The sequence below is a fragment of the Paenibacillus ottowii genome (assembly GCF_006874425.1).
In the GTDB taxonomy this organism is placed as follows: domain Bacteria; phylum Bacillota; class Bacilli; order Paenibacillales; family Paenibacillaceae; genus Paenibacillus; species Paenibacillus ottowii.
Window position 1 is genome coordinate 55743 of the sequence record NZ_VIJZ01000001.1, and the last position, 22198, is coordinate 77940.

General features: G+C 42.1%; 19 protein-coding genes. 16 read left to right on the forward strand and 3 right to left on the reverse strand.

Annotation, left to right across the window (positions count from 1 at the left end):
* The first annotated feature begins 5 nt into the window (after nt 1–5).
* A complete protein-coding gene (gene corA, locus FKV70_RS00285; RefSeq protein ID WP_142611450.1) occupies nt 6–965 on the forward strand; it encodes a magnesium/cobalt transporter CorA in 960 nt (319 codons plus the stop codon).
* 6 nt (nt 966–971) lie between these two features.
* On the opposite strand, the gene FKV70_RS00290 is transcribed toward corA, so the two are convergent.
* Complete coding sequence (locus FKV70_RS00290) at nt 972–1496, reverse strand: tyrosine protein kinase (protein WP_142611451.1); 525 nt, start codon at nt 1494–1496, stop codon at nt 972–974.
* A 229-nt stretch (nt 1497–1725) separates the two neighbouring features.
* Between FKV70_RS00290 and FKV70_RS00295 the strand changes: the two genes are divergently transcribed.
* From FKV70_RS00295 to FKV70_RS00345, 11 genes are all read left to right on the forward strand, one after another.
* Nucleotides 1726–2016 (forward strand): YerC/YecD family TrpR-related protein, encoded by a 291-nt coding sequence (locus FKV70_RS00295; protein ID WP_007428885.1) that lies wholly within the window; start codon nt 1726–1728, stop codon nt 2014–2016.
* A complete protein-coding gene (locus FKV70_RS00300; RefSeq protein WP_142611452.1) occupies nt 2016–2804 on the forward strand; it encodes a sirohydrochlorin chelatase in 789 nt (262 codons plus the stop codon). Before FKV70_RS00295 ends, FKV70_RS00300 begins: the two co-directional genes overlap by 1 nt.
* A gap of 172 nt (nt 2805–2976) precedes the next feature.
* Nucleotides 2977–3858, forward strand: coding sequence for a diacylglycerol kinase (locus FKV70_RS00305; RefSeq protein WP_063209803.1), 882 nt, complete (start codon nt 2977–2979; stop codon nt 3856–3858).
* A gap of 225 nt (nt 3859–4083) precedes the next feature.
* Complete coding sequence (gene rlmD / locus FKV70_RS00310; RefSeq protein WP_142611453.1) at nt 4084–5898, forward strand: 23S rRNA (uracil(1939)-C(5))-methyltransferase RlmD; 1815 nt, start codon at nt 4084–4086, stop codon at nt 5896–5898.
* 358 nt (nt 5899–6256) lie between these two features.
* Nucleotides 6257–6832, forward strand: coding sequence for a restriction endonuclease subunit S (locus tag FKV70_RS00315; RefSeq protein ID WP_142611454.1), 576 nt, complete (start codon nt 6257–6259; stop codon nt 6830–6832).
* Nucleotides 6829–10038: a type I restriction endonuclease subunit R gene (locus FKV70_RS00320; protein ID WP_142611455.1), complete on the forward strand. Its 3210-nt coding sequence runs from the start codon at nt 6829–6831 to the stop codon at nt 10036–10038. The genes FKV70_RS00315 and FKV70_RS00320 overlap by 4 nt, the downstream gene beginning before the upstream one ends.
* A 179-nt stretch (nt 10039–10217) precedes the next feature.
* Nucleotides 10218–11414 (forward strand): restriction endonuclease subunit S, encoded by a 1197-nt coding sequence (locus tag FKV70_RS00325; protein WP_142611456.1) that lies wholly within the window; start codon nt 10218–10220, stop codon nt 11412–11414.
* 15 nt (nt 11415–11429) lie between these two features.
* Entirely contained in the window at nt 11430–13028 is a 1599-nt protein-coding gene (locus FKV70_RS00330; protein ID WP_142611457.1) for a type I restriction-modification system subunit M, read from the forward strand.
* 360 nt (nt 13029–13388) lie between these two features.
* Entirely contained in the window at nt 13389–14378 is a 990-nt protein-coding gene (locus tag FKV70_RS00335; RefSeq protein ID WP_142611458.1) for a tRNA dihydrouridine synthase, read from the forward strand.
* Between the two features lie 53 nt (nt 14379–14431).
* Nucleotides 14432–15001, forward strand: a complete 570-nt coding sequence (locus tag FKV70_RS00340; protein WP_142611459.1) for an SF0329 family protein — start codon at nt 14432–14434, stop codon at nt 14999–15001.
* Nucleotides 15002–15090: 89 nt separating this feature from the next.
* Nucleotides 15091–15645: an amidohydrolase family protein gene (locus FKV70_RS00345; protein ID WP_142611460.1), complete on the forward strand. Its 555-nt coding sequence runs from the start codon at nt 15091–15093 to the stop codon at nt 15643–15645.
* 2 nt (nt 15646–15647) lie between these two features.
* Here FKV70_RS00345 and FKV70_RS00350 read toward each other — a convergent pair whose 3' ends face one another.
* A complete protein-coding gene (locus FKV70_RS00350; protein WP_064795835.1) occupies nt 15648–16589 on the reverse strand; it encodes an AraC family transcriptional regulator in 942 nt (313 codons plus the stop codon).
* Between the two features lie 253 nt (nt 16590–16842).
* Between FKV70_RS00350 and FKV70_RS00355 the strand changes: the two genes are divergently transcribed.
* The 3 genes from FKV70_RS00355 to FKV70_RS00365 all read left to right on the forward strand — a co-directional run bounded on the left by FKV70_RS00355 (nt 16843) and on the right by FKV70_RS00365 (nt 20520).
* On the forward strand, nt 16843–17862 hold the full coding sequence (locus tag FKV70_RS00355) for a glycoside hydrolase family 88/105 protein (RefSeq protein WP_142611461.1): 1020 nt from the start codon (nt 16843–16845) through the stop codon (nt 17860–17862).
* Nucleotides 17863–17874: 12 nt separating this feature from the next.
* A complete protein-coding gene (gene gnpA, locus FKV70_RS00360) occupies nt 17875–20049 on the forward strand; it encodes a 1,3-beta-galactosyl-N-acetylhexosamine phosphorylase (protein ID WP_142611462.1) in 2175 nt (724 codons plus the stop codon).
* A gap of 99 nt (nt 20050–20148) precedes the next feature.
* A complete protein-coding gene (locus tag FKV70_RS00365) occupies nt 20149–20520 on the forward strand; it encodes a hypothetical protein (protein ID WP_231116762.1) in 372 nt (123 codons plus the stop codon).
* Between the two features lie 91 nt (nt 20521–20611).
* Here FKV70_RS00365 and FKV70_RS00370 read toward each other — a convergent pair whose 3' ends face one another.
* Nucleotides 20612–21550: a helix-turn-helix transcriptional regulator gene (locus FKV70_RS00370; protein WP_142611463.1), complete on the reverse strand. Its 939-nt coding sequence runs from the start codon at nt 21548–21550 to the stop codon at nt 20612–20614.
* Between the two features lie 123 nt (nt 21551–21673).
* Between FKV70_RS00370 and FKV70_RS00375 the strand changes: the two genes are divergently transcribed.
* Nucleotides 21674–22123 carry a VOC family protein gene (locus FKV70_RS00375; protein WP_063212919.1) on the forward strand — a complete coding sequence of 150 codons (450 nt, stop codon included), beginning with the start codon at nt 21674–21676 and terminating at the stop codon, nt 22121–22123.
* Nucleotides 22124–22198: the final 75 nt, after the last annotated feature.

The following is a 22198-nucleotide window of genomic DNA, read 5'->3' on the forward strand; positions in this document are numbered from 1 at the left end:
ATACGGTGATACGTACATTGACTATAGATCATGATCATCAGATGACGGTGGGACAACCGTTAGAGCAGATTGTCATGGAAGATTACATATGGATTTGGGCCGACTTTAACGAGCCTACAGAGAGCGAGTCAGAGCTGCTAACGAGTTATTTTCATTTTCATCCGCTGGCTGTGGAGGATTGTATGCATGTTCTACAACGTCCCAAACTGGATTATTACGAGGATGTACAGTTTCTGGTAGTGCATGCGCTTGATGCGGATACATTAGAGGCGGAAGAGGTAGATATGTTTATTGGCAGCCGTTTTTTGGTTACCTATCACCATCGTGAACAAGAGGAATTGGATCAGGCCTGGGAACGGATTGTCGAGCATGCGCATGAACGCAAAATATGGTCTCGCGGACCGCTGGCTGCAGCTTATACGGTGATGGACAAGCTGGTAGACAACTATTTTCCGAGCCTTTTTATCATTGAGGATGAACTAGCCGAGCTGGAAGGTTTGGGCGCACATGAATCGGTAGAGGAATTAATGAAGCAGGTGTTTGACCTGCGTGGCAGGTTGCTCAAGCTGCGCCGTACAATCGTCCCGATGCGTGATCTGATGTACCGTGTTTTAAATTCGCAGCATGTGCAGGGTCAGGGGGAACATATGGCTTATTTTACGGATATCTATGATCATTTATTGAAGCTGACAGACATGCTGGAGGCCGACCGCGAGATGACAGCCGACCTGAGAGACAGTTACATATCGCTTAATTCCAATCGAATGAATTCAATTATGAAGACGCTAACTGTAATTACGACTATTTTTATGCCTTTAACGTTGATTGCAGGAATCTATGGTATGAATTTTTCCAATATGCCCGAGTTGGGCTGGAAATATGGATATTTTAGCGTAATGTTCTTTATGTTCTTATTGAGTGTTGCGATGGTGGTGTGGTTTATTCGCCGAGGCTGGTTTAAATAAAACAGCCTACTTTCTTGTGCGCTTGCGCGGACGTCTGCGCGGTGTAGTGGTGCTTTTGCGCTTTGTCTTTTTCCGGCGTCGGCGTGGTGGTGTATATTCATCCAGTTCCTCAGTAAACTCTGTTTTGGAATTTTTGCTTGCGTTTTTGTTGAATGCGGGGAGCGCGCCCATAATCAGTTTTGCCATCGGAGCAAATTGCTGCACGCTAGACATGATTTTTTGTACCTTGCCGACAGTAGCAACAATCCCGTCAATACCGCCCATACGGTCAATTAAACCCTTAATATCGTTGAGATTACCAAGACTGCCAAGACCGCCAAGACCGCCAAGCAGTCCTCCTTTGGCCGGGGCGGGGTCTGGCGTGATCACGGTGGAATCTGTTACACTCGCTGGTGCCTCATAAGGTACCACTGCGGAGGAATCGGCTTGCGGAACCTCGCTGTAGGGATCGAGTCCAGGATAAGAAGTTGAATTATACGGATCGGAGATGGAACGCGTTTGCGCTCTCCGATGGTAGTAATGTCCAGGCATGAGATCACATTCCTTTGCAGATTGATACTCTACTGTATGTAACAAACGCACAGTGGGTTTAGGCACGTGTCCTGAAATCAGGTATAAAAGCGGATTTGGGCATTCGTACGGTATGCTTCTGTGGTCATGTAATGTTGTTCTGTGATGCGTGAAACCGTTAATGCTTGAAAAACTAACTATTTCTCAGGTACAATGAGGAGAGATTGTAACCTTTGGGAGATGATAATCTATGCAGCTCAAAAAGCTTAATGATAAAAGTATTGATCAATTATTCGAAGCTATCTTAACTCTTAAAAATTTGGAAGAGTGCTATGTATTTTTTGATGATCTGTGCACGATTAATGAAATCCAATCCCTCTCCCAACGTCTGGAGGTTGCCCGTATGCTTGGCAAAGGCAGCACATATAATCAGATTGAAGCTGAGACAGGCGCCAGCACAGCCACCATTTCACGTGTGAAGCGTTGCCTGAACTATGGGAATGACGGGTATAAAATGACTCTGGAACGTTTGGGTCGCTAATGCGGAACCCTGGGATACTGGTCATCAGCCATGGCTCTAGGGAGCCATATTGGGTGGAACAGGTGGATCAGGCAGTTGCAAAGCTTCAATTGCTGGAAGAAATGCCGGTAGAGGTTTCTTTTTTGGAAACGGTTAAAGGAAGATTGATTCAAAATGGCATTGATCGTCTGGAATCCTTGGGGGTAACAGATATACTGGTTATTCCTTTGTTTGTGTCGTCAGGCAGTACGCATGTAGATGAAATAAGCTATGCGCTGGGAGTCAAGGCTGCACCAGACAAAGAAACAGATCTGGAACCCTTTCGAATAAAGGCACGTGTATATTTTGGCAGTCCATTGGATGACGGTGAAGATGTTGCCCGCATGGTGTGGGACAAGGTTCGCCCGTTGTCGGTTGATCCTGCGAGAGAGGTTATTTTACTCGTAGGACACGGGAGCGTGCACAATGGCTTTCTTCAGCGCTGGGAGCGGGGGATTTCCTCGTTGGCCCGTACGGTGCAGGACGTGAGTGGGATCATCACAGACCACGCTTTGCTAAATCCCGAGCGTGTGCATGATAAGGCAGCGTATTGGAATCAGGAGCGGGGTCATAATGTTATTGTGGCACCGCTGTTTTTGAGTTCTGGTTATTTTACAAGTCATATGATTCCTAAACGCTTACAGGGGCTGGATTACCGTTATTCAGGAGATCCTTTATTGCCGCATCCTTTGCTTACAAGCTGGATGGACAGACAAATTCGTGAACTGTTACAGAGCATGGAGAAGCAAGCGTGGACCGATAATAAATAATCTGAATTTGGCGATGGTGTTCCCAACCTGAAATTCCCTTATTTGGATAGTGAATGGCTTCTTTTATTGTAAAAGAGGCCTTTTTCCAGTATGATGATATTTTGTACAGACTGAATTTGATGAATTGCTATGTGAATATAAATATCATTAAATATACGGGTGGCGTAACTGAATGAAAAGAGCTAGATTAATCTACAACCCGACCTCTGGGCGTGAGGAAATGAAGCGTCGCCTTGCGGATGTCCTGCAGCGCCTGGATGAAGGTGGAATTGAGGCTTCTTGCCATGCAACTACAGGGGAAGGGGACGCAACGCGTGCTGCAACAGAGGCCATTGAGCGTGGGTATGATATGATCATTGCCGCAGGTGGCGATGGTACATTGTATGAGGTTATTAACGGGATGGCTGAAAGGGAAAACCGCCCACCTCTAGGTGTGTTTCCACTAGGGACAACGAATGATTTTGCCAGAGCACTGGGCATTCCCAGGCATTGGGAGGATTATTGTGACCTCGTAATTCGTCAAAATCCGAAGCCGCTGGATATCGGAAAAGCCAATGACCGCTATTTTATCAACATCGCAGGCGGCGGTACTTTAACCGAGCTTACGTATGAAGTTCCAAGCAAGCTCAAAACGATGATTGGCCAATTGGCCTACTATTTCAAAGGTATGGAGAAGATGGTCAGCCTTGCACCACAGGAGCTGATCATCAAGGCATCGGGTCAGGAAGTGATCCACGATGAGTTTATGCTTTTCCTGATCGCCAATACGAATTCGGTCGGCGGGTTTGAAAAGCTTGCTCCCGGGGCGACAATAGATGATGGACTGCTCGATGTCATCGCTGTGCGCAAATGCAATCTGGCGGAAATGATCCGCTTGGTTACACTTGCCCTGCGCGGAGAGCATTTGCAGGACAAGAAAATCGTTTATTTCAGAACAGATTACATGGAAGTGACCTCACCTGGTTATGTTCAGCTTAACCTGGATGGCGAATTAGGAGGCACACTGCCAGCGACCTTCCGAAATCTTCCACATCATTTGAATGTGTTTCGGTAAGGAAATCAACGGAAATAGTTCTGTTTTTGTTGATTTGAGCAGTTCGATATACAGAGCGTAGAGAAGATAGTTGTTTTTTTGTAGGAAATATATCGGTCCTTGCCGTTCTCCGTGAGGAGTAACGGCATTTTCGAGTTGATGTTTAAACGTCGTCTACATGACGATTTGAATGATATGGCTGATTGAAGATAAGTGAGAAAAGAAGAACAGAAAGAAGTGACCATCATGACGAATAACCGTAGCGGACGTGGAAAAAGCCGCCGGAATACAGCAACAGCAACTCCAGTTCCAGGAAAGCAGCACAACAAGATCATGCAGGTGAAAAAAGAGAGAGAACTGGAAAAGTCACGTGTTGGGACTGGGAATAAGATGCTTCAAGTCGAAAGAAGAAATGGGAATAGCAATGGAAATACGGATGGAAATGTGAATGATTCGGATCGGAAAAAGAGGGGAATAGGGCAAGATTCTCATCGTTCTTCCAACGGTGGGCGAAGTCAGGAAGCCTTCAATCGCAACCGTTCTAGTGCACAGTATCTGGATCTGCCTGTGCAAAAGAACGATGAGGTCGTAATAGACATCATCGGCATGAACCACGATGGCGAGGGTGTGGGGCGTGTCGAGGGGTTTACGCTGTTCGTTCCGGGTGCGTTACCGGGTGAAAAAGTACGGGTCAAGGTGCTGAAAACGAAAAAGCAGTATGGCTATGCCAAGCTGCTGGATATTGCGCAGGCTAGCCCGGATCGAATTGCAGCTCCGTGCGCCATCTACGATCAGTGCGGTGGTTGTCAGCTTCAGCATATGAGCTACGAAGCGCAGCTGGGCTGGAAGCGGCAGCATGTGGTGGATGTGCTGGAGCGTATTGGGAAGCTGAGTGTGGCTACGGAGTCCAGTGAGCATACTGCAGAGATTTTGGCTGCATCTGCGGATACAGATGGTGAGGCCGATACAGTCACGACTTCTGATTCGGCCATGAATGCGGATGGAAATGCCGACAGCATGTCGCGTGTACAAGGCGTACTCGTGCATCCTACACTTGGTATGAGTGAGCCGTGGCGGTACCGCAACAAAGCCCAGGTGCCGATTGGTGTCACCGAGGGCGGGCTTGTCGGTGGCTTCTACGCACGTGGCAGCCATCGTATCGTGGATATGAACACCTGTCTCATTCAGGACGAGCGCAATGACGAAGTTGTCGCACGGGTCAAAGAGATTGGCCGAATGCTGGGCATCAGTGCATATAATGAAGAAACCGGACGCGGGCTGTTGCGTCATGTCGTGGTGAAAACTGCGTTTCGCACAGGTGAAATGATGTTGGTGCTCGTCACGAATGGACGAGATATTCCGCACGCAGATGCGTGGATCGGCAGTATTCGTGAGCATATCCCACACGTGGCAAGCATATGCCAGAACGTGAACACGAAGCGAACGAACGTTATTTTTGGCGACGAGACTCGTGTACTGTGGGGTCGTCACGTGATCTACGACTACATTGGAAACGTCCAGTTTGCGATTTCCGCGCGATCCTTTTATCAAGTGAATCCCGTGCAAACGGAAGTGCTGTATAACAAAACCGTCGAATATGCCGGTCTCACGGGCAAGGAAACGGTAATTGATGCATATTGCGGCATCGGCACGATCTCTTTGTTCCTCGCTCAGCATGCGGACCAGGTGTATGGGGTGGAGATCGTCAAAGAAGCCATTGACGATGCACGGAGTAATGCGCTATTGAACGAAATGCGCAATGTGAAGTTTGAGGTAGGCGCGTCCGAGGACGTCATTCCTGCATGGAAAGAGCAAGGGATCACTGCCGACGTTATCGTCGTCGATCCACCCCGCAAGGGCTGCGATCCACGCCTGCTCGACACTATTCTGGAGATGAAGCCAGGGCGCGTGGTGTATGTATCCTGCAATCCAAGCACACTGGCGCGGGATTTAAGGATACTGGAGGATGGCGGGTACAGTACAGTGGAAGTACAGCCTGTAGATATGTTTCCGCATACGGTTCATGTGGAAAGTGTTGCGCTGTTGGTCAGAAAAGACTAATAGTTAAGGTGTATTGGCGTATACAGCAACGGAGCAAGAATTGTCATTACAGGTAGAGACTTGTGGAGGCGATTGTATCGCTCTCCCGCAAAACACATGATACCAATAAGGTAGATATGATTAAGAATGCCTTAAAGCATTTTTAAATAATTTAATACTGGCTACAAAAACAAAAAGTTGTTTGCTCTTTAACGGGGCAGGCAACTTTTTCTATATAAAATTTACTATCACTATGATTTCTACATACAAAAACGTAATTTTTTAAAATTAAAAGAACTATCGCTTGCATTTTCAGAAACAATCTTATAAGATACAAGTATCAACAATAAAAGTTAATTTAAGAAAGGCACAAATTTATATGAAGAGATTAGATAGTATAGTAGAGTTCGTGAGTGGTTCACCTCAATTTAGAATTATAGAAGTGTTTGATGATAAAGCACCACTTTATACCTATTATGGACAACAAGATATTGAAGATGATTTGGTTGGTATTGATTCTAATGGTAGTGACAGCAAACAAGTACGAACCTTGGATATGGTCAGTACGCTATGTCAAGGGGATATTGTTTTTAGTTTGATATCGGGAAAATCTACTATAGTTGGTGTGCAGCATCAGGGTTATCTATACACGCAAAACTACGTTAAATTAGTAACTGATGAAAAGGTTGACTCAAAATATCTTGTTTACTTACTTAATGAAGATAAATTCATTAAGAAACAGTTTCAAATGGGGCTACAGGGGTCTCAAGTTCTAAAATACACACTGAAACAAGTGAAAGAGCTTGAGCTACCAGATCTGCCAACAATAGAAAAACAGCGCATAATCGGTGAACTCTATTTCAACCAATTGCGACTAGAAGCATTGAAAATTAGAGTGGCAAATTTGGAAACTACCATAGTATTAGAAAAGCTTAGGGGGGCAATCAATAAATGACCGAGAATCAATTTGAAACAGAATTAATTCAATACCTGACGAGTGGCACAATTGCAGAACAAGAACATTCTGAAGGAACGGATAACTTTGATATCAAAGAATCAAGTGCTGGCTACATAGTGAAAACGAAATTCTGGAAATACGAACCGCATATTAAATCTACAGAACAACTCTGGAATAATTTCAAGGCGATCCTGGAACAACACAATCAGAATACGCTTGACCATCCGTTAAGTGTGGTGGAATTTAATCAAGTTAAGAAAATTATCTCTGATATTCAGACACCTTACGAAGCAGGGCAGTTCTTATATGGTTTAAATGGAGTGTCGCAAATCGAAATAGATTTAGATGATGGACGTCATGTGTTTCTTACTGTATTTGATCAAAAACAAATAGGGGCTGGAGATACCGTTTATCAAGTGGTCAATCAAATCAAACGACCATCAGTGATCACAGGAAAAGGAGAATGTCGTTTTGACACAACTCTCTTGATTAATGGTCTACCAATCATTCAAATTGAAGAAAAGCGTGATACGCGTAATGTCGATGAAGCGCTCAATCAGATGCAGCAATATGCTGCAGATCATCAGTATCGTGATATTTTCTCAACCTTGCAAATTTTGGTGGCAATGACACCAAATAATGTGAAGTATATGGCGAATACGACGGCAGATAAATTTAATAAGGATTTTGCTTTTAACTGGCAACGCAAGAGTGACAATACCATCGTGCGTAACTGGAAAGAATTTGCTGATTCTATGCTTTCGATTCCAATGGCGCATCAAATGGCTACTAACTACATGATTTTGGACGGAACAAAGAACAAACAAACGTTGAAAGTGATGCGTCCGTATCAAGTGTATGCGACACAAAATGTGATCGAGGGCTTGAAACGTTCAGATTTTGAACTTGGTACCAATAAAATCGGTTATATCTGGCACACAACGGGATCTGGTAAAACGATCACAAGCTTCAAAACGGCATGGCTGGCAAGTCGTATGCCGAAGGTGGACAAGGTTGTCTTTGTTGTGGATAGAATTGCTTTAACCAAGCAAACCAATGAAAATTACAAAGCCTATGATCCTGATGCGACAGAAGACACATTTGGTAGCGTTCAAAACACAGACAATACGACTGATTTGAGTCGCAAGCTTAAAAGTAAAGACAATAGCATTATTGTTACTTCGGTTCAAAAACTAGATACTTTGGTGAAACGCAAAACCTTTCAAGCTCCAGATAAGAATATCGTATTTATCGTGGACGAAGCCCATCGTTCAACTGGCGGTGACTCATTCAAGAATATCCAAAAAGCTTTTAAGAAATCTGCTTGGGTAGGCTATACGGGAACACCGATGTTTGATGAAACTACCACTGGTCTTCGAACAGAAGATATTTTTGGTCCACTATTACATGCATATACCATTCGTGAAGCGATTGCTGACCGTAATGTGTTAGGATTCAAGGTGGATTTTGAGACAACAATTAACGAAAAACAAATGAAAGAACAATATCTTCCTGCGTTCTACCGTGAACGCTATCCCAACTGGAATGAAGAACGAATTCAAGAGAAAATCAACAATCTTTCCCAAGAAGATATGGATGATGCTGTTGAACCCAGTTTCTACGATGAAAATTCGGATCATATTAAATTAGTAGTGCAAGACATTTTCAAAAATTGGCGTAATCGTTCTAATGAAGGCAAGTATAATGCTTTGTTCACAACTCATGTGGGTGGTGGTAAAGCAAGTACGCCAATGGCAATGATGTATTTTAAGGAGTTTCAACGTGTCAACGAAGAAAATAAGAAGAATGGCGGACAAACATTAAAAGTTGCGGTGACATTTAGTCAAAACACGTCAAACAATGATAGTATGCTTGCCACAAATCAAGGTTTGCACCATGCCATGACAGCTTATAATGCTGAATTTGGCACATCTTTTGGAATGGATGATGTTTCTGGCTATACCCAAGACGTGACTTCGCGATTAAATAAATCGGTCACCGATCAAAATTTCCTCGATTTGGTTATTGTGGTTGACCAGTTATTGACTGGTTTTGATGCACCTGAACTTAACACACTTTATGTGGATCGAACCTTGAAAGGTGCTGGGTTAATTCAAGCCTATTCAAGAACGAATCGTATTGCAGATATGCAAGAGAAGCCATGGGGACGTGTGGTAAATTACCGATGGCCTGCTCAAAATGAGAAGTTAATGAATAAAGCACTTGCTGTTTATGCCAATAAGAACTCAGCCATTTTGTCTGAAGAAGAACAACGTCAGTCTAATCAGAAAGACGGTATCATTGCCAAACCATTTGAAGATGTATTTAATGGTGTGAAAGAAGTGGTGGGGAAGCTAGGTAGCTTAACATCTGATTTTCAACAGTTGCCTCCATCTGAAAAGAAAAAGGACGAGATGCTCGATTTGCTCCGTGAATATAACAGAGGAATGGCAAAATTAAAGCAATATGATCCAGATGAAGTTGATGGTGAAAAAGTCGGATTTAACTACGATAATCCAGATGAACTAGTAGAGAAGTTAGGAATGACCTCGGAGCAAGAAGTTATGTTAACAACAGTCTTAACCAATGAACTTAAGTCGCATATTGCTAAAGAGAAGAAAATTCCTATGTATCAAATCGAACTGCGGATGACACATGTGAAGGATATTAGAGTTGACTATGATTATCTTACTGAACTCGTGGAACGATTATTGAACGAAGTCCACGAAGGCAAAGATGAAGAAGCCAAAGAGACGCAAGAAAAAATTAATCAATTTGCCAATGGGTTGGATGATCGTAACTATGCGACTAAAATTATGAATGCAGCTACTGCAATCATCAAAGGTCACTTCCCACCTGCAGGCTCTGACTTCAAGTATCCTGTGAAGCTGAGTGACAGTGAACATATCATCCAGCAAGCGAACAACGTCAGCCTGGATCGAAGGTTTCTTGACTTCCGAGTGAAGTGGGGGATCACAGATATTATCACAAGTGCTCAAATGCGAGAGTTGTTTAGTCGCCATCGCTATGGCTTACAAGACTTGGATGATACGGGTCAAATCCGTGATATAATCGCTCAAGCCAGTTCTGACTATAAGACACTTGCTCATGATGAAGAAGTGCAGTCATTATCTAAAATTAAATATCGCAACGGTTTGCGCGACGCAATTTACGAACTGGCGGATGAATTGGCAGAGAGGTAAACTAATCGAAACCGATTAGTGTAAGAATGCATCAATAGATTATAGTAGGAATATGGTTGTTTCCAATTTGGAAAATACCACTTCAACTATTGAAAAATTGGTTAGTGCAGAAATTGCACATACCACAGATAAATGCATTCAAAAAGGTTTTAAATTAAGAACATCCAAGGAGAACAGCAATGAGTGAAAAGAAAGAAAATGTACCTAAATTAAGGTTTCCTGGATTCACTGATGCTTGGGAACAGCGTGAGGCTAAAGATATATTTAATCCGATAGTTGAGAAAGGACATGAGAAATTACCAGTTTTGTCTGTGACTCAAGAGTCAGGCGTAGTTTACAGAGCAGAAGTTGGAATTGATATTAAATACGATCCTTTGACATTAAAAAATTATAAGGTTATACAACCTGGTAATTTTGTAATTAGTTTACGTTCGTTTCAAGGAGGATTTGAATTATCTGATAAATTAGGTATTGCTAGTCCTGCCTATACTATTTTTGTACCTAAAGAAACTAAAGAACAGGATAATTTATTTTGGAAAACTCAATTTAAAACATTTAAATTTATTGAATTGCTTAAAACTGTAACTTTTGGGATTAGGGATGGAAAATCAATTAGTTTTTCTGAGTTTGGAAATTTGAAATTATATTTTCCACCAAATAAAGAAGAACAAACTAAAATAGGAAACTTTTTTGAACAGTTAGACTACCTCATCACCCTTCATCAGCGTAAGTTAAATAACGCAAAAAATTTGAAGGCTGGGTTGCTCCAAAGAATGTTTCCGAAAAATGGCGGAGATTTTCCTGAAGTTCGTTTTCCTGGATTCACTGACGCTTGGGAACAGCGTAGGTTGTGTGAGATTGCTGAATTTAATCCTAAATCAATGTTGCCAGACGAATTTGAATACGTTGATTTGGAATCTGTTGTAGGTACTAATTTGATTGGTCATCGTACTGAATCAAAAGAATCTGCACCATCTCGAGCTCAACGGTTAGCACAACTTGGAGATGTCTTTTATCAAACAGTTCGTCCTTATCAAAAGAACAATTATTTGTATGACTTGCCCTATGATAACTATGTTTTCTCAACTGGTTATGCACAAATGCGACCAAGTATTGATAGTTATTTCTTGCTTAGCCGTGTGCAAGAAGAGTTATTCGTTAAGACTGTTCTAGATAGAAGTACGGGTACAAGTTATCCTGCAATCAACTCAAATGATTTAGCAGAAATTGAAATTAAAGTACCCCTTGATAATGATGAACAAGTGAAAATTGGATCATTATTTCGAAGTTTAGACAACCTTATCACCCTTCATCAGCGTAAGCTGGAACACTTGCAAGAACAGAAGAAAGCACTATTACAACAAATGTTTATTTAGGGGGAAAATAGAAGTATGAGCAATAATCTACAAAGTATTACAACAAAATTGTGGGCGATGGCAAATGAGCTTCGTGGAAGCATGGATGCTGCAGAATATAAGAACTACATTTTAGCCTTTATGTTTTATCGTTATCTGTCAGAACACCAAGAACAGTATTTAGTTGAAAATAATGTTATTGATGTTGCCGCTGGTGAATCGATCAATAGTGCTTACTTAGAACAAGCGAATGGTGACGATTTGAATGACTACTTAGAAGATATTTCTGCAAGTTTAGGCTATGCCATTGCACCGCTTGATACTTGGGAATCTTTAGTGCATAAGATTGATAATAGCATGGTGATTCCAAGTGATTATCAAACTATTTTTGATAACTTCAATCGAAACGCTGAATTAAATAAAGAAGCCGCGAAAGATTTTCGTGGCGTATTTAACGACATTAATCTTGGAGACTCGCGTCTAGGCTCTTCTACCAATGAACGTGCAAAATCACTTAACCGAATTGTAAAGCTTGTTCATGGCATTGAATACAAGGGTGAAGATAACCAGGATATTCTTGGTGCAATCTATGAATACCTCATCGGTCAATTTGCAGCAAGTGCAGGTAAAAAAGGTGGAGAGTTCTACACACCTCATGAAGTTTCTAAAGTATTGGCTAAAATTGTAACGGACGATGTAGAAGAATCCGAACATACCTTTTCAGTATATGACCCGACTTGCGGTTCGGGATCATTGTTATTAACGGTTCAAGGTGAGCTGCCTGGTGGAGATAAACCCGGGGCGATTAAATTTTTTGGTCAAGAAAAGAATACGACAACATACAACTTGGCTCGTATGAATCTGATGATGCATGGTGTTTCATTTAATAACATGACTCTGTCTAATGCTGACACACTTGAAAGCGATTGGCCTGATGGACCAGATGCCCAAGGAACTGACCACCCACGCTCATTTGACGCTGTAGTTGCGAATCCTCCTTATTCCGCTCATTGGGACAATAGCGAAACGAAACTCAAAGATCCACGTTTTAGGGAATATGGTAAACTCGCCCCTCGTACTAAGGCAGATTATGCATTCATTTTACACAGCTTGTATCATCTGAATGATACTGGAACAATGGCGATTGTATTACCGCATGGTGTCTTGTTCCGTGGTGCAGCGGAAGGTGCGATTCGCCAAACGATCATTGAGAAAAACTATCTTGATACCGTTATAGGCTTACCTGCCAACTTGTTTTACGGCGTATCCATCCCAACTACGATTTTAGTATTCAAGAAAAATCGTAAAACAAAAGACATCTTGTTTATCGATGCAAGCAATGAGTTTGAAAAAGGTAAAAATCAAAACAAACTTACTGATAAAAACATCAATAAGATTATCGAAACGTACCGAAATCGTGTAGATGTTGATAAATATGCTCATGTGGCATCACTTGAAGAAATCAAAGAAAACGAGTTTAACTTAAATATTCCTCGCTACGTGGATACGTTTGAAGAAGAACAAGTCATTGATCTTGCCGAAGTGAGTAAGCTTTTAGAGCAAGATAAAAAAGAAATCGCTGAACTTGAAGCCAAAATCAATGAACAGCTGAAAATTTTAGGTATTCATGTGTAGAAATTGACGAAAAGGGTCAAGGATATTATTCCTCGGCTCTTTTTTTAAGCCATTCGCTTGGGAACGGCGTAGGCTGGGGAAAGTTATGCCGTGCAGTATTTCTATGAACTGCGGCGCAGGACGTTATAGAAGATGGCAAGGAGGGGCGGCGCTCTTCCTTTTTTTGCGAGTCTTTTGGGGAGTATGCTCCTCTATTGAGTATGATATACTCATTTAGATGTCTATGCTTAACATATACTGCCGTTTGAACTACGTTGCTTAAACATGTTATATGTGAAGAAGAAGCAAGGACATGAACAGGTTAACTTTACCATTTTGGGACCAAAGATTTGTCCTGGTATTTACAGAGGAGTTTTTGATATGACGAATAATTTTTGGCGTGATTTGCCACGACCTTTTTTTATACTGGCACCGATGGAAGATGTGACGGATGTTGTGTTTCGCCATGTCGTAAGTGAAGCAGCCAGACCGGATGTGTTTTTTACGGAGTTTGCGAATACAGAGAGTTATTGTCACCCGGAGGGGAACAAAAGTGTACGCGGGCGTTTGACTTTTACAGAGGATGAACAGCCCATGGTGGCCCATATCTGGGGAGATAAGCCGGAATATTTCCGTGAAATGAGCACCGGTATGGCGAAAGAAGGCTTCAAAGGCATCGATATTAATATGGGTTGTCCTGTAGCGAATGTAGCGGAGAATGGGAAGGGAAGCGGTCTGATTTGCCGTCCCGAAATCGCAGCGGATATCATTCAGGCCGCCAAAGCCGGGGGACTGCCCGTTAGTGTAAAAACAAGGCTCGGTTTCACTGTCGTAGATGAATGGCGCGACTGGTTAACCCATATTTTGAAACAAGACATTGTGAATTTGTCCATTCATCTGCGGACAAGAGAGGAAATGAGCAAAGTAGACGCTCACTGGGAACTGATTCCGGAGATTAAGAAACTTCGTGATGAGGTGGCACCAGATACATTGCTGACCATTAACGGAGATATTCCGGACCGTCAGACCGGCTTGAAGCTCGCTGAGCAATATGGAGTAGATGGCATTATGATTGGGCGTGGTATTTTCCAGAATCCATTTGCATTTGAGAAGGAGCCGAAGGAACACAGCAGTGAGGAATTGCTTGATCTGCTGCGGCTTCATCTAGATCTCCATGATCATTACTCAGCGCAGGGGCCACGTTCGTTCAGCCCTCTCGCCCGCTTCTTCAAAATATATGTCCGTGGATTCCGAGGGGCAAGTGAACTCAGAAACAGCTTAATGAACGCCAAATCAACAAGTGAAGTGCGTACATTGCTTGATGAGTTTGGAAGCAAGGATCATGATGAGGTGGAGGAACGTGGGAATTAAATTGCCAAGTTGGGGATGGGCTGTTAGTAGGCATTGAAAACATAGGAGGATATATGTCCTGGAGTAAATTGAAGCAACAACTGGAGAGCTTCCGCTGTCCTGCGTTAGACGGAAGGGTCGAGTACCGAGCTACCAGTTATCGTTACTTACCTGATAAATCTGGAATTTGTTATATAACTGTAGATAAGAAGAACATACTCAATATGAATGATATCACTAGTCCAATCAAATGGTATCAGACGGAGTTGGAAATTAAGAATGATCCAGAGATCCAAGTTCCTATCAGCAATGAAGAAATTGAAGCGATCAGAAAAGATACTAATGTTAACGTTCCGGAAGATCGTCTACAAGTAATAGCAAGAGGTAGAAAAATATCAGAACATGCAAAGGAGCTTTTGTCAGCACAGGCCTCATTAAGCAAGTCTAATTTTAATGTTTTAGCTAATCAGTTTTTAACTACTTCTATAGAGGACAGCTTAGAGAGTAATGATATCTTATTGAATATTCTAGCTTTAGTGGACAGACGAGTAGGAAAAAAGCGAATATTAAACATGACCGAGAAGATGAAGTTAAAGCATCCGATTGTGCAGTATTTTTATGAGTTACGGCGCAGTACGTTATGAAAAAAATAACTTTCAATAATGGGGACACTTCATGTCAGGGTTGTTCTCACTGAAAACATGAATGAAGACTTGAAAGAAATTGGGGAAAAGTGGAGTGGAAAACAGGGCAAACTGGCTTCCATTATCATGTCTTTTCCCTGTTTTTTATATGGGGCTATACTGCATTGATTCCTACTTTGCAGGCTGGGTATCCCGTTGCGAAATTGGACACAAGCCTAACGAAGGTGAATCAAACGGTTAAGGAAAATTCGCGGTTTGTGTACGACTCCATGCTGAAGGGGCTGCGTCAGGCTGTAGAACATGAGATCAAAATTGGAATTGGAACGGATGCCGCCATGTCTTACGTCACTCACTATGATATGTGGCGGGAACTAGACCACTATATGAGACAAACGAAACTGAATGCGGGTCAGGTCATCGAACGGGTAACCCAATCTAATGCGGAAATCTTAGGCATTGATCATCTTACAGGTAGCATTGATACCGGAAAACAGGCAGATTTAATCGTGCTGGAGGACAACCCTTTGGACAATATAAAGGCTTTGTTGAATGTAGCCATGGTTATGGTGAGAGGCAATCTTATACAGACACCATCGGTGACCCGAATTCAGGAAGTGGACGAGCTGCTTGATTCAGTTTGGTAAAATTAAACCCACCCCGTAAACTCTAGTATAGACGCTTTCGCCGATTGTGCTTCGGATTGCGCTCCTTTACGCCATTCTTTTGGCGGCTCTCCCATAAGCTTGGAGAAGCATCGATTAAAGCTGGAAATGGAGCGATAGCCGACTTGCTCGGAGATCGAAAGAATGGAGTCATTTGTGCTTTTTAGCTGCTTGCAGGCTTCTTCGATTCGGGTGCTGTTTAGGAAATCGAGAGGGGACGTTCCCATAATCTCATGAAATTTTCTGCGAAAATGAGTTGTACTTAAATGGCACAGGTCAGCCAAAAAATCAATGTTAACAGGTGTCATATAATTTTTCGTGATGTACTCCAAAGCTGGAGAAATGGCAAAATCGCTTTTCCGGCTATGTACTGTTTCTGCATCTTTCAATGATTCATTCCTGGAGTGAATTCTGAGAAGTTCTATATAAAGGGATAGCAATAAGCCGTAGGCGCTTTCCTGATAGTAAGGATTCTGTTGTTGTAATTCCTCTACGATCGAAGTCGCAAGTGTATACACCTTGGGATGCTGCTCCTTGTTTAATATACAGTTCGTTCCCTTCATCACCCACAAGTTTGGCTCAAAGTTGCTGTAAGCGCTTTTAAGAGAGTGTTGGAAAAGGTCCTCTGGCGAAAAAAAGATATAAGACCAAAGGCTGGCTGTATTTGGCGAGCTGTACGTGGTGTGAGGAAGATACCTAGGGATAAAAGTCACATCCCCGGCTTTGAAGGGGACTGCTTCTCCTTTGATCTCCATGATGCCACCATCCGAATAGCAAATACCAATCTCCAAATGGTTATGGAAATGGAGATGCTCACTTTTAATATCTGAAATCTTCCAGCGTTCGCCGCTTAATAGCAAGACAGGAAAGCTGATGGGCAAGCTATAGTGTCGATATTCTATAACGGGCTTCTTTTTTCTAGGCATATTCGATACTCCCACAACTTGGATTTGAGTTGATTATAGGTCAACGTTACATCAAGCTTAGCCAGCAGATATACATAACAGGATTTTGCAAAATCCTCACATAAATGATTGGAATTGCGCAGTTTTGTTGCAAATGTGCTTAGATTGAGACTATTTTACTGCGTACAATGGAATAAGTAAAGCGTTTCCAAAACAGTGACAAACTGCTCTCAAACGCCTTTGGGGGCGTGTGCACTAGAAGAGGGGAATAACGATGCTTCAATTAACTTATGACAAGGAAGAGATATTAAGAGTGATCGACAAAGTCGTCAGAAAAACGATGGCGATGGATTTAACGTGGGATTGGCCTTGCGGTGTGGCTTATTATGGTGTATCCAGAGCCTATACGAAAACAGGAAATAAAGATTACTTGAATATGCTTGTCCAGTGGGCAGATGAATACATCGAGCTGGGTCTGCCGCATTGGACGGTAAACACATGTGCTATGGGCCATATTCTGATCACGTTGTATGAAGAAACAGGGGACCAGAAATATTGGGATATTGTGATGAGCAAGGTGGATTACATCCAAAACAATGCCCTTAGGTTCGGAGACCGTGTTCTACAGCATACGGTATCCACTGCTAATGATTTTCCGGAACAGGCATGGGCGGACACGTTGTTTATGGCTGCATTTTTTCTGCTGCGTGTAGGAACCAAATTAAAGGATGAGGAAATGATCCAGGATGCCTTAAACCAATATTACTGGCATATTAAATACCTGCAAGACCCTAGTAGCGGCTTCTGGTACCATGGCTACAATAATGTCAAGCAGGATCACATGTCCGGATTTTTCTGGGGGAGAGCGAATGCTTGGGGAGCATATACCATGTCACAAGTCAAAATTCATTTGAAAGACTGGTACTTGTATCCGAAGTGCATGGACGTGGAGTGTTCCCTTCGGGATCAACTGGCGGCATTGAAGGGTGTGCAAACAGAGAATGGCCTGTGGCGGACGGTACTGGATGACGAGGAGTCCTATGAAGAAGTGTCTGCATCTTGCGGTATCGCGGCGGCCATGATCAATAATGGCAATCCGCTGCATACCAAATACGTGCAAAAGGCATTGGAGGGCATCTTGAACCATATTAGCGAGGACGGACGGGTACTAGGTGTGTCGGGCGGCACAGCGGTTATGAAAGATCGGGAAGGGTATCGCAATATTCCAAAAGACTGGATTCAGGGCTGGGGACAAGGCTTGGCATTGGCTTTTCTATCCGACATGTTGAATTAGGAGGGATCGAAGTTGTCTAAACAAACAACGGGGTCCTTTACGCTACCAGGAGAATCCGGTTATGAGGCGCTGACCCTGAAATTAGCTGAACGATGGGGCGCTGATGTCATCCGTGACAGTGACGGCACGCAGTTGTCCGATGAGATTATAAACGCTGGGTACGGCATTTATTCCACAATCTGTATCATCAGAGATCATAACAAGTGGGCGTCCCGTAATCTGGAAAAGCTGCAACAGTGTTTTTTAATTACGAATCCGAAGGTAGCTGTACAGGATTATGTATCCATCTATCTGATGGAGGATTTTTTTACAGAACAATTCAAAGTAAATGATTCCAAAGAGGCGTTGAACTACTGGCAGGTTTTTGACAGAACGACCGGGGAAGAAGTTCCAAAGGAACAGTGGAATTATGAAAGGGAATCTGGAAATGTGGTCATTACCGGGATTGCCCCTTGGCATAAATACACGGTAAGCTTTATGGTCTATCGGATCTGGGAAGAGATTTCCATGTACAATCACACCACGAATCATTGGGACAAAGAGCATTTAATGCAGATTGATCCTATGTATACAGAAACGCAACAGTATCTGCTGGATTGGATGGAAGATTGGTGTCTTCATCATAAGGAAACCACGGTTGTCCGGTTTACCTCCTTATTTTATAACTTCGCCTGGATATGGGGCAGTAATGAGCGCAATCGCCATCTCTTCTCAGATTGGGGATCATACGATTTTACGGTAAGTTCAAGAGCACTGGATCTGTTTGCCAAGAGATATGGGTATTCGATGACTGCCGAGGATTTTGTGAATGGCGGGAAATATCGAGTCACACATATCCCGGCTGAGCAGCGCAAGCTGGACTGGATGGCATTTATCAATGATTTTGTAATTGAATTTGGCAAAAAATTAATTGATATTGTGCATAAGCACGATAAGCTGGCCTACGTGTTTTATGATGACAGTTGGGTTGGGATGGAGCCTTATAATGACCGTTTTCAAGAGTTTGGATTTGACGGGTTGATTAAATGTGTGTTCTCAGGTTATGAGGCGAGGCTGTGTTCAGGTGTAAAAGTGAATACGCATGAGATTCGGCTGCATCCATACTTATTTCCGGTTGGCTTAGGCGGGCTTCCTACCTTTATGGAGGGGGGCGACCCCACGCTGGATGCCAAAAAGTATTGGATTAATATCCGGCGCGCCCTGTTGAGGGAGCCTATTGACCGAATTGGACTGGGTGGATACTTGCATCTTGTCGAGCCTTACCCGGATTTTTGTGATTACATCGAAAAGATTGCCAATGAATTTAGAGAAATCAAAGAACTGCATCATGAAGGCAAGCCCTATCACATAAAGACGAAGGTAGCTATTCTGCACAGCTGGGGAAAATTAAGATCGTGGACCTTGTCCGGTCATTTCCACGAAACGTATATGCATGATTTAATTCATATCAATGAAGCTTTATCTGGTTTGCCGATTGAAGTGCAGTTCATTGATTTTGAGGATATCCGTCAGGGAATTCTACAGGATTGTGATGTAGTGATCAATGCCGGCTCTGCTGGTTCAGCATGGAGTGGTGGGAAGCACTGGAATGACATCAAGTGTGTGGACTTACTGACCCAATGGGTTTATGAGGGTGGCACCTTTATTGGCATTAACCAGCCTTCGGCGGTTGAAGGTCATGACAGCTTGTTCAGAATGGCACATGTCCTCGGTCTGGACGAGGATACAGGCTCCAGAGTAGCTCATGGAAGATGGACATATAAGGTTAGAGATGAGCATGGTTTGGTGCCTGAAGGGGCAAGTATAACGCCAAAGCATGGCATTTATCTTACTGATGGGTCAGCAGCAGTAGTGGATGAAACAAGTGGTATGATAACACTATCCACTCATGCCTTCGGTAAAGGCAAGGGGATTTACCTTCCTTCTTTCGAATTCAGTTGGGAAAACACAAGATTGCTGCTAAATATAATTCGCTTTGCGGGCAATGAGCTCAATGAAACGAAGTACATTACGGATAACTTATATACAGAGTGTGCTTACTATCCTGAAAGTAAAACATTAGTTGTTATTAACAATAGCGATCAACTTCAAAAAACGACGATTGAAACGGAATATGGCAAACAAACCATGGAGTTAGAGCCGTATGACACCATGATCACCCATATCGGCCTAACAAAATCGGTGTAGAAATGAAAAAATGAGAAAAAATTCAGCCAAATTACTAAGGATTTTGTCCATTCCAAAGTATCTAATCCTTCATTAACTATAAGTACAATAATGAAGGAGATGATTTCTTTGCGAAAGGCAACCTTATTGAAAATTAAAAATGCGGAAGCAAAGTTGGGAAAAAAACTGAAAAAAAGAAGTCACGTGGTTAAGAGCACTAGAAAAGCCATTCGTGTAACTCAACTTGGAGATGGGTTTGCACGTTTCACTTTCTCCCCAGTCACTCTTCCTCCAAATAGCTTTAGAAGCACTACGATTAACGGTAACGGCTACAATCTGATTAGCGGTTCATGGATTTTCTCAGGAAATGACCAAGGGTTTCTTCTCGATAACTATTCAGCAGCTGAAGACAGATGGTTCTTTACTGCATGGAACCCAACTGGAACCACAAGAACGGTATCCTATGCTGTTATCGCCAAACAGAAGCCATAATTCCAATGTCATCGTTAGCAGGGAAAAGGAGCTCAAGCCTTCTTTTCCCTGCTTAAATGTAAAGAACATCTTGAACAAACCTTCGATGGTCTCATAATTTTTGGTAGTAGGCTAAGAGGTGCGCTACTTTATCTTTAATCATTTGTTTTAAAGATTTAGGCTTCACTGATCGTACATAATGACCATATTTCATAAAATATTGAGCAATGAATTCCTCTTCTCCAGGATTATAGAATCCCTTAATGACTGTTTTATGACCCTGTTCTATTTTCATAGAGGGATAATGTTCTTTATAAAAAATATCCTTGGCTTGTTCTACAATCTCTACTTCAAAGTCAATGCTCTTCTCCGTTTGATACATCTTTAAGGAACGGCTAAGGAGTTCGTCTATGGAAAAATGAGAACTGATGTCCTCTTCTTCTACCAAGGTGATTCGATCACATCTGAAAACCCTATATTTGTTCGTTTTTAACTCTATTCCCGTAGCGTACCATTGACCAAACTTAGCGGAAATCTTGAAAAATTGAACATGGTAACTTTTGTTTCGGTTATTTTTTGAATATTGAATCTTACAGTATGTTTCATTAAGAATACTGGTTAAGATTTTGTCTAAATAGCGACTAACATGATGATGTTGATATATTTCAAATTGAAGAACCTTTTTCATTTTATGAATCTGGTTTATTTGTAGTTCAGAAAGACAGTGTTTAAACTTCTCATGAAGTGTATTAGCACTCAAATGAAAGGGTGTGGATTGATAAGCTTCTAAGGTCAACATGGCAAAGTACAGAGCATACACTTCATCCAGCGTAAAAATAATAGGGGATAGCAATCTTTTTTTTAAGATACCATATCGCCCATGTCGGCCATGTTCCGAATAAATAGGCATGCCTAACTGTTCTAATGAACTAATATCGCGTAAGGCTGTACTTTTTGAAATATGGTATTTATCCATGAGATCATTTAAATTAAAGTACTCTCGACTATTTAAGTATCTGATCATGTCATTTAATCTCTCGGATTTCTTCATACATAAATCTCCTCATAAAAGGTGTCATGTTTTGATACCTTTATAAATGATAATAAGTTCAAGGTAATAGATCAAGTCTATAAGATATCTACCTAAAAACATGATAAAAAGGAGATTGATCTCATGAGTACAACACTGGAAGTAGCTATTTTCTTGTCCATGAACGGAAAAGCAAAGGAAGCTATAGCTTTTTACAAAAAACATTTTAACGCAGAGGAACGATTCCTCGTGACTTATCAAGACATGGCTAAACGTGACAGTTCAATACAGCTTACTGCTGAAAATAAAGATTATATTTCTCATTCAGTCTTATCCATCGGAAGAACAAAGGTTATGATAGCAGAAGAAACAATGAATCCTAATGAGGAATATACCGTAGGGAATAACACTTCATTATGTATTCAAAGTGCTGACAGAGGAGAAATTGAACAATTTTATCATAGTCTCATAACAGATGAGCGAGTGAAAATCATTGTACCTTTATCTAGCAATGTGTTTAGCCAAGCCTATGGTATTATAGAAGACCCGTTCGGTATCCAAATACAATTTATGTTTGATCATCGATTACGATAAAAAAAGCAGGCTGAAAGGTACAACAGCATGGTGAAAAGTGGATAATAAATGGATAGAAGTAAAAACTAAAATGGG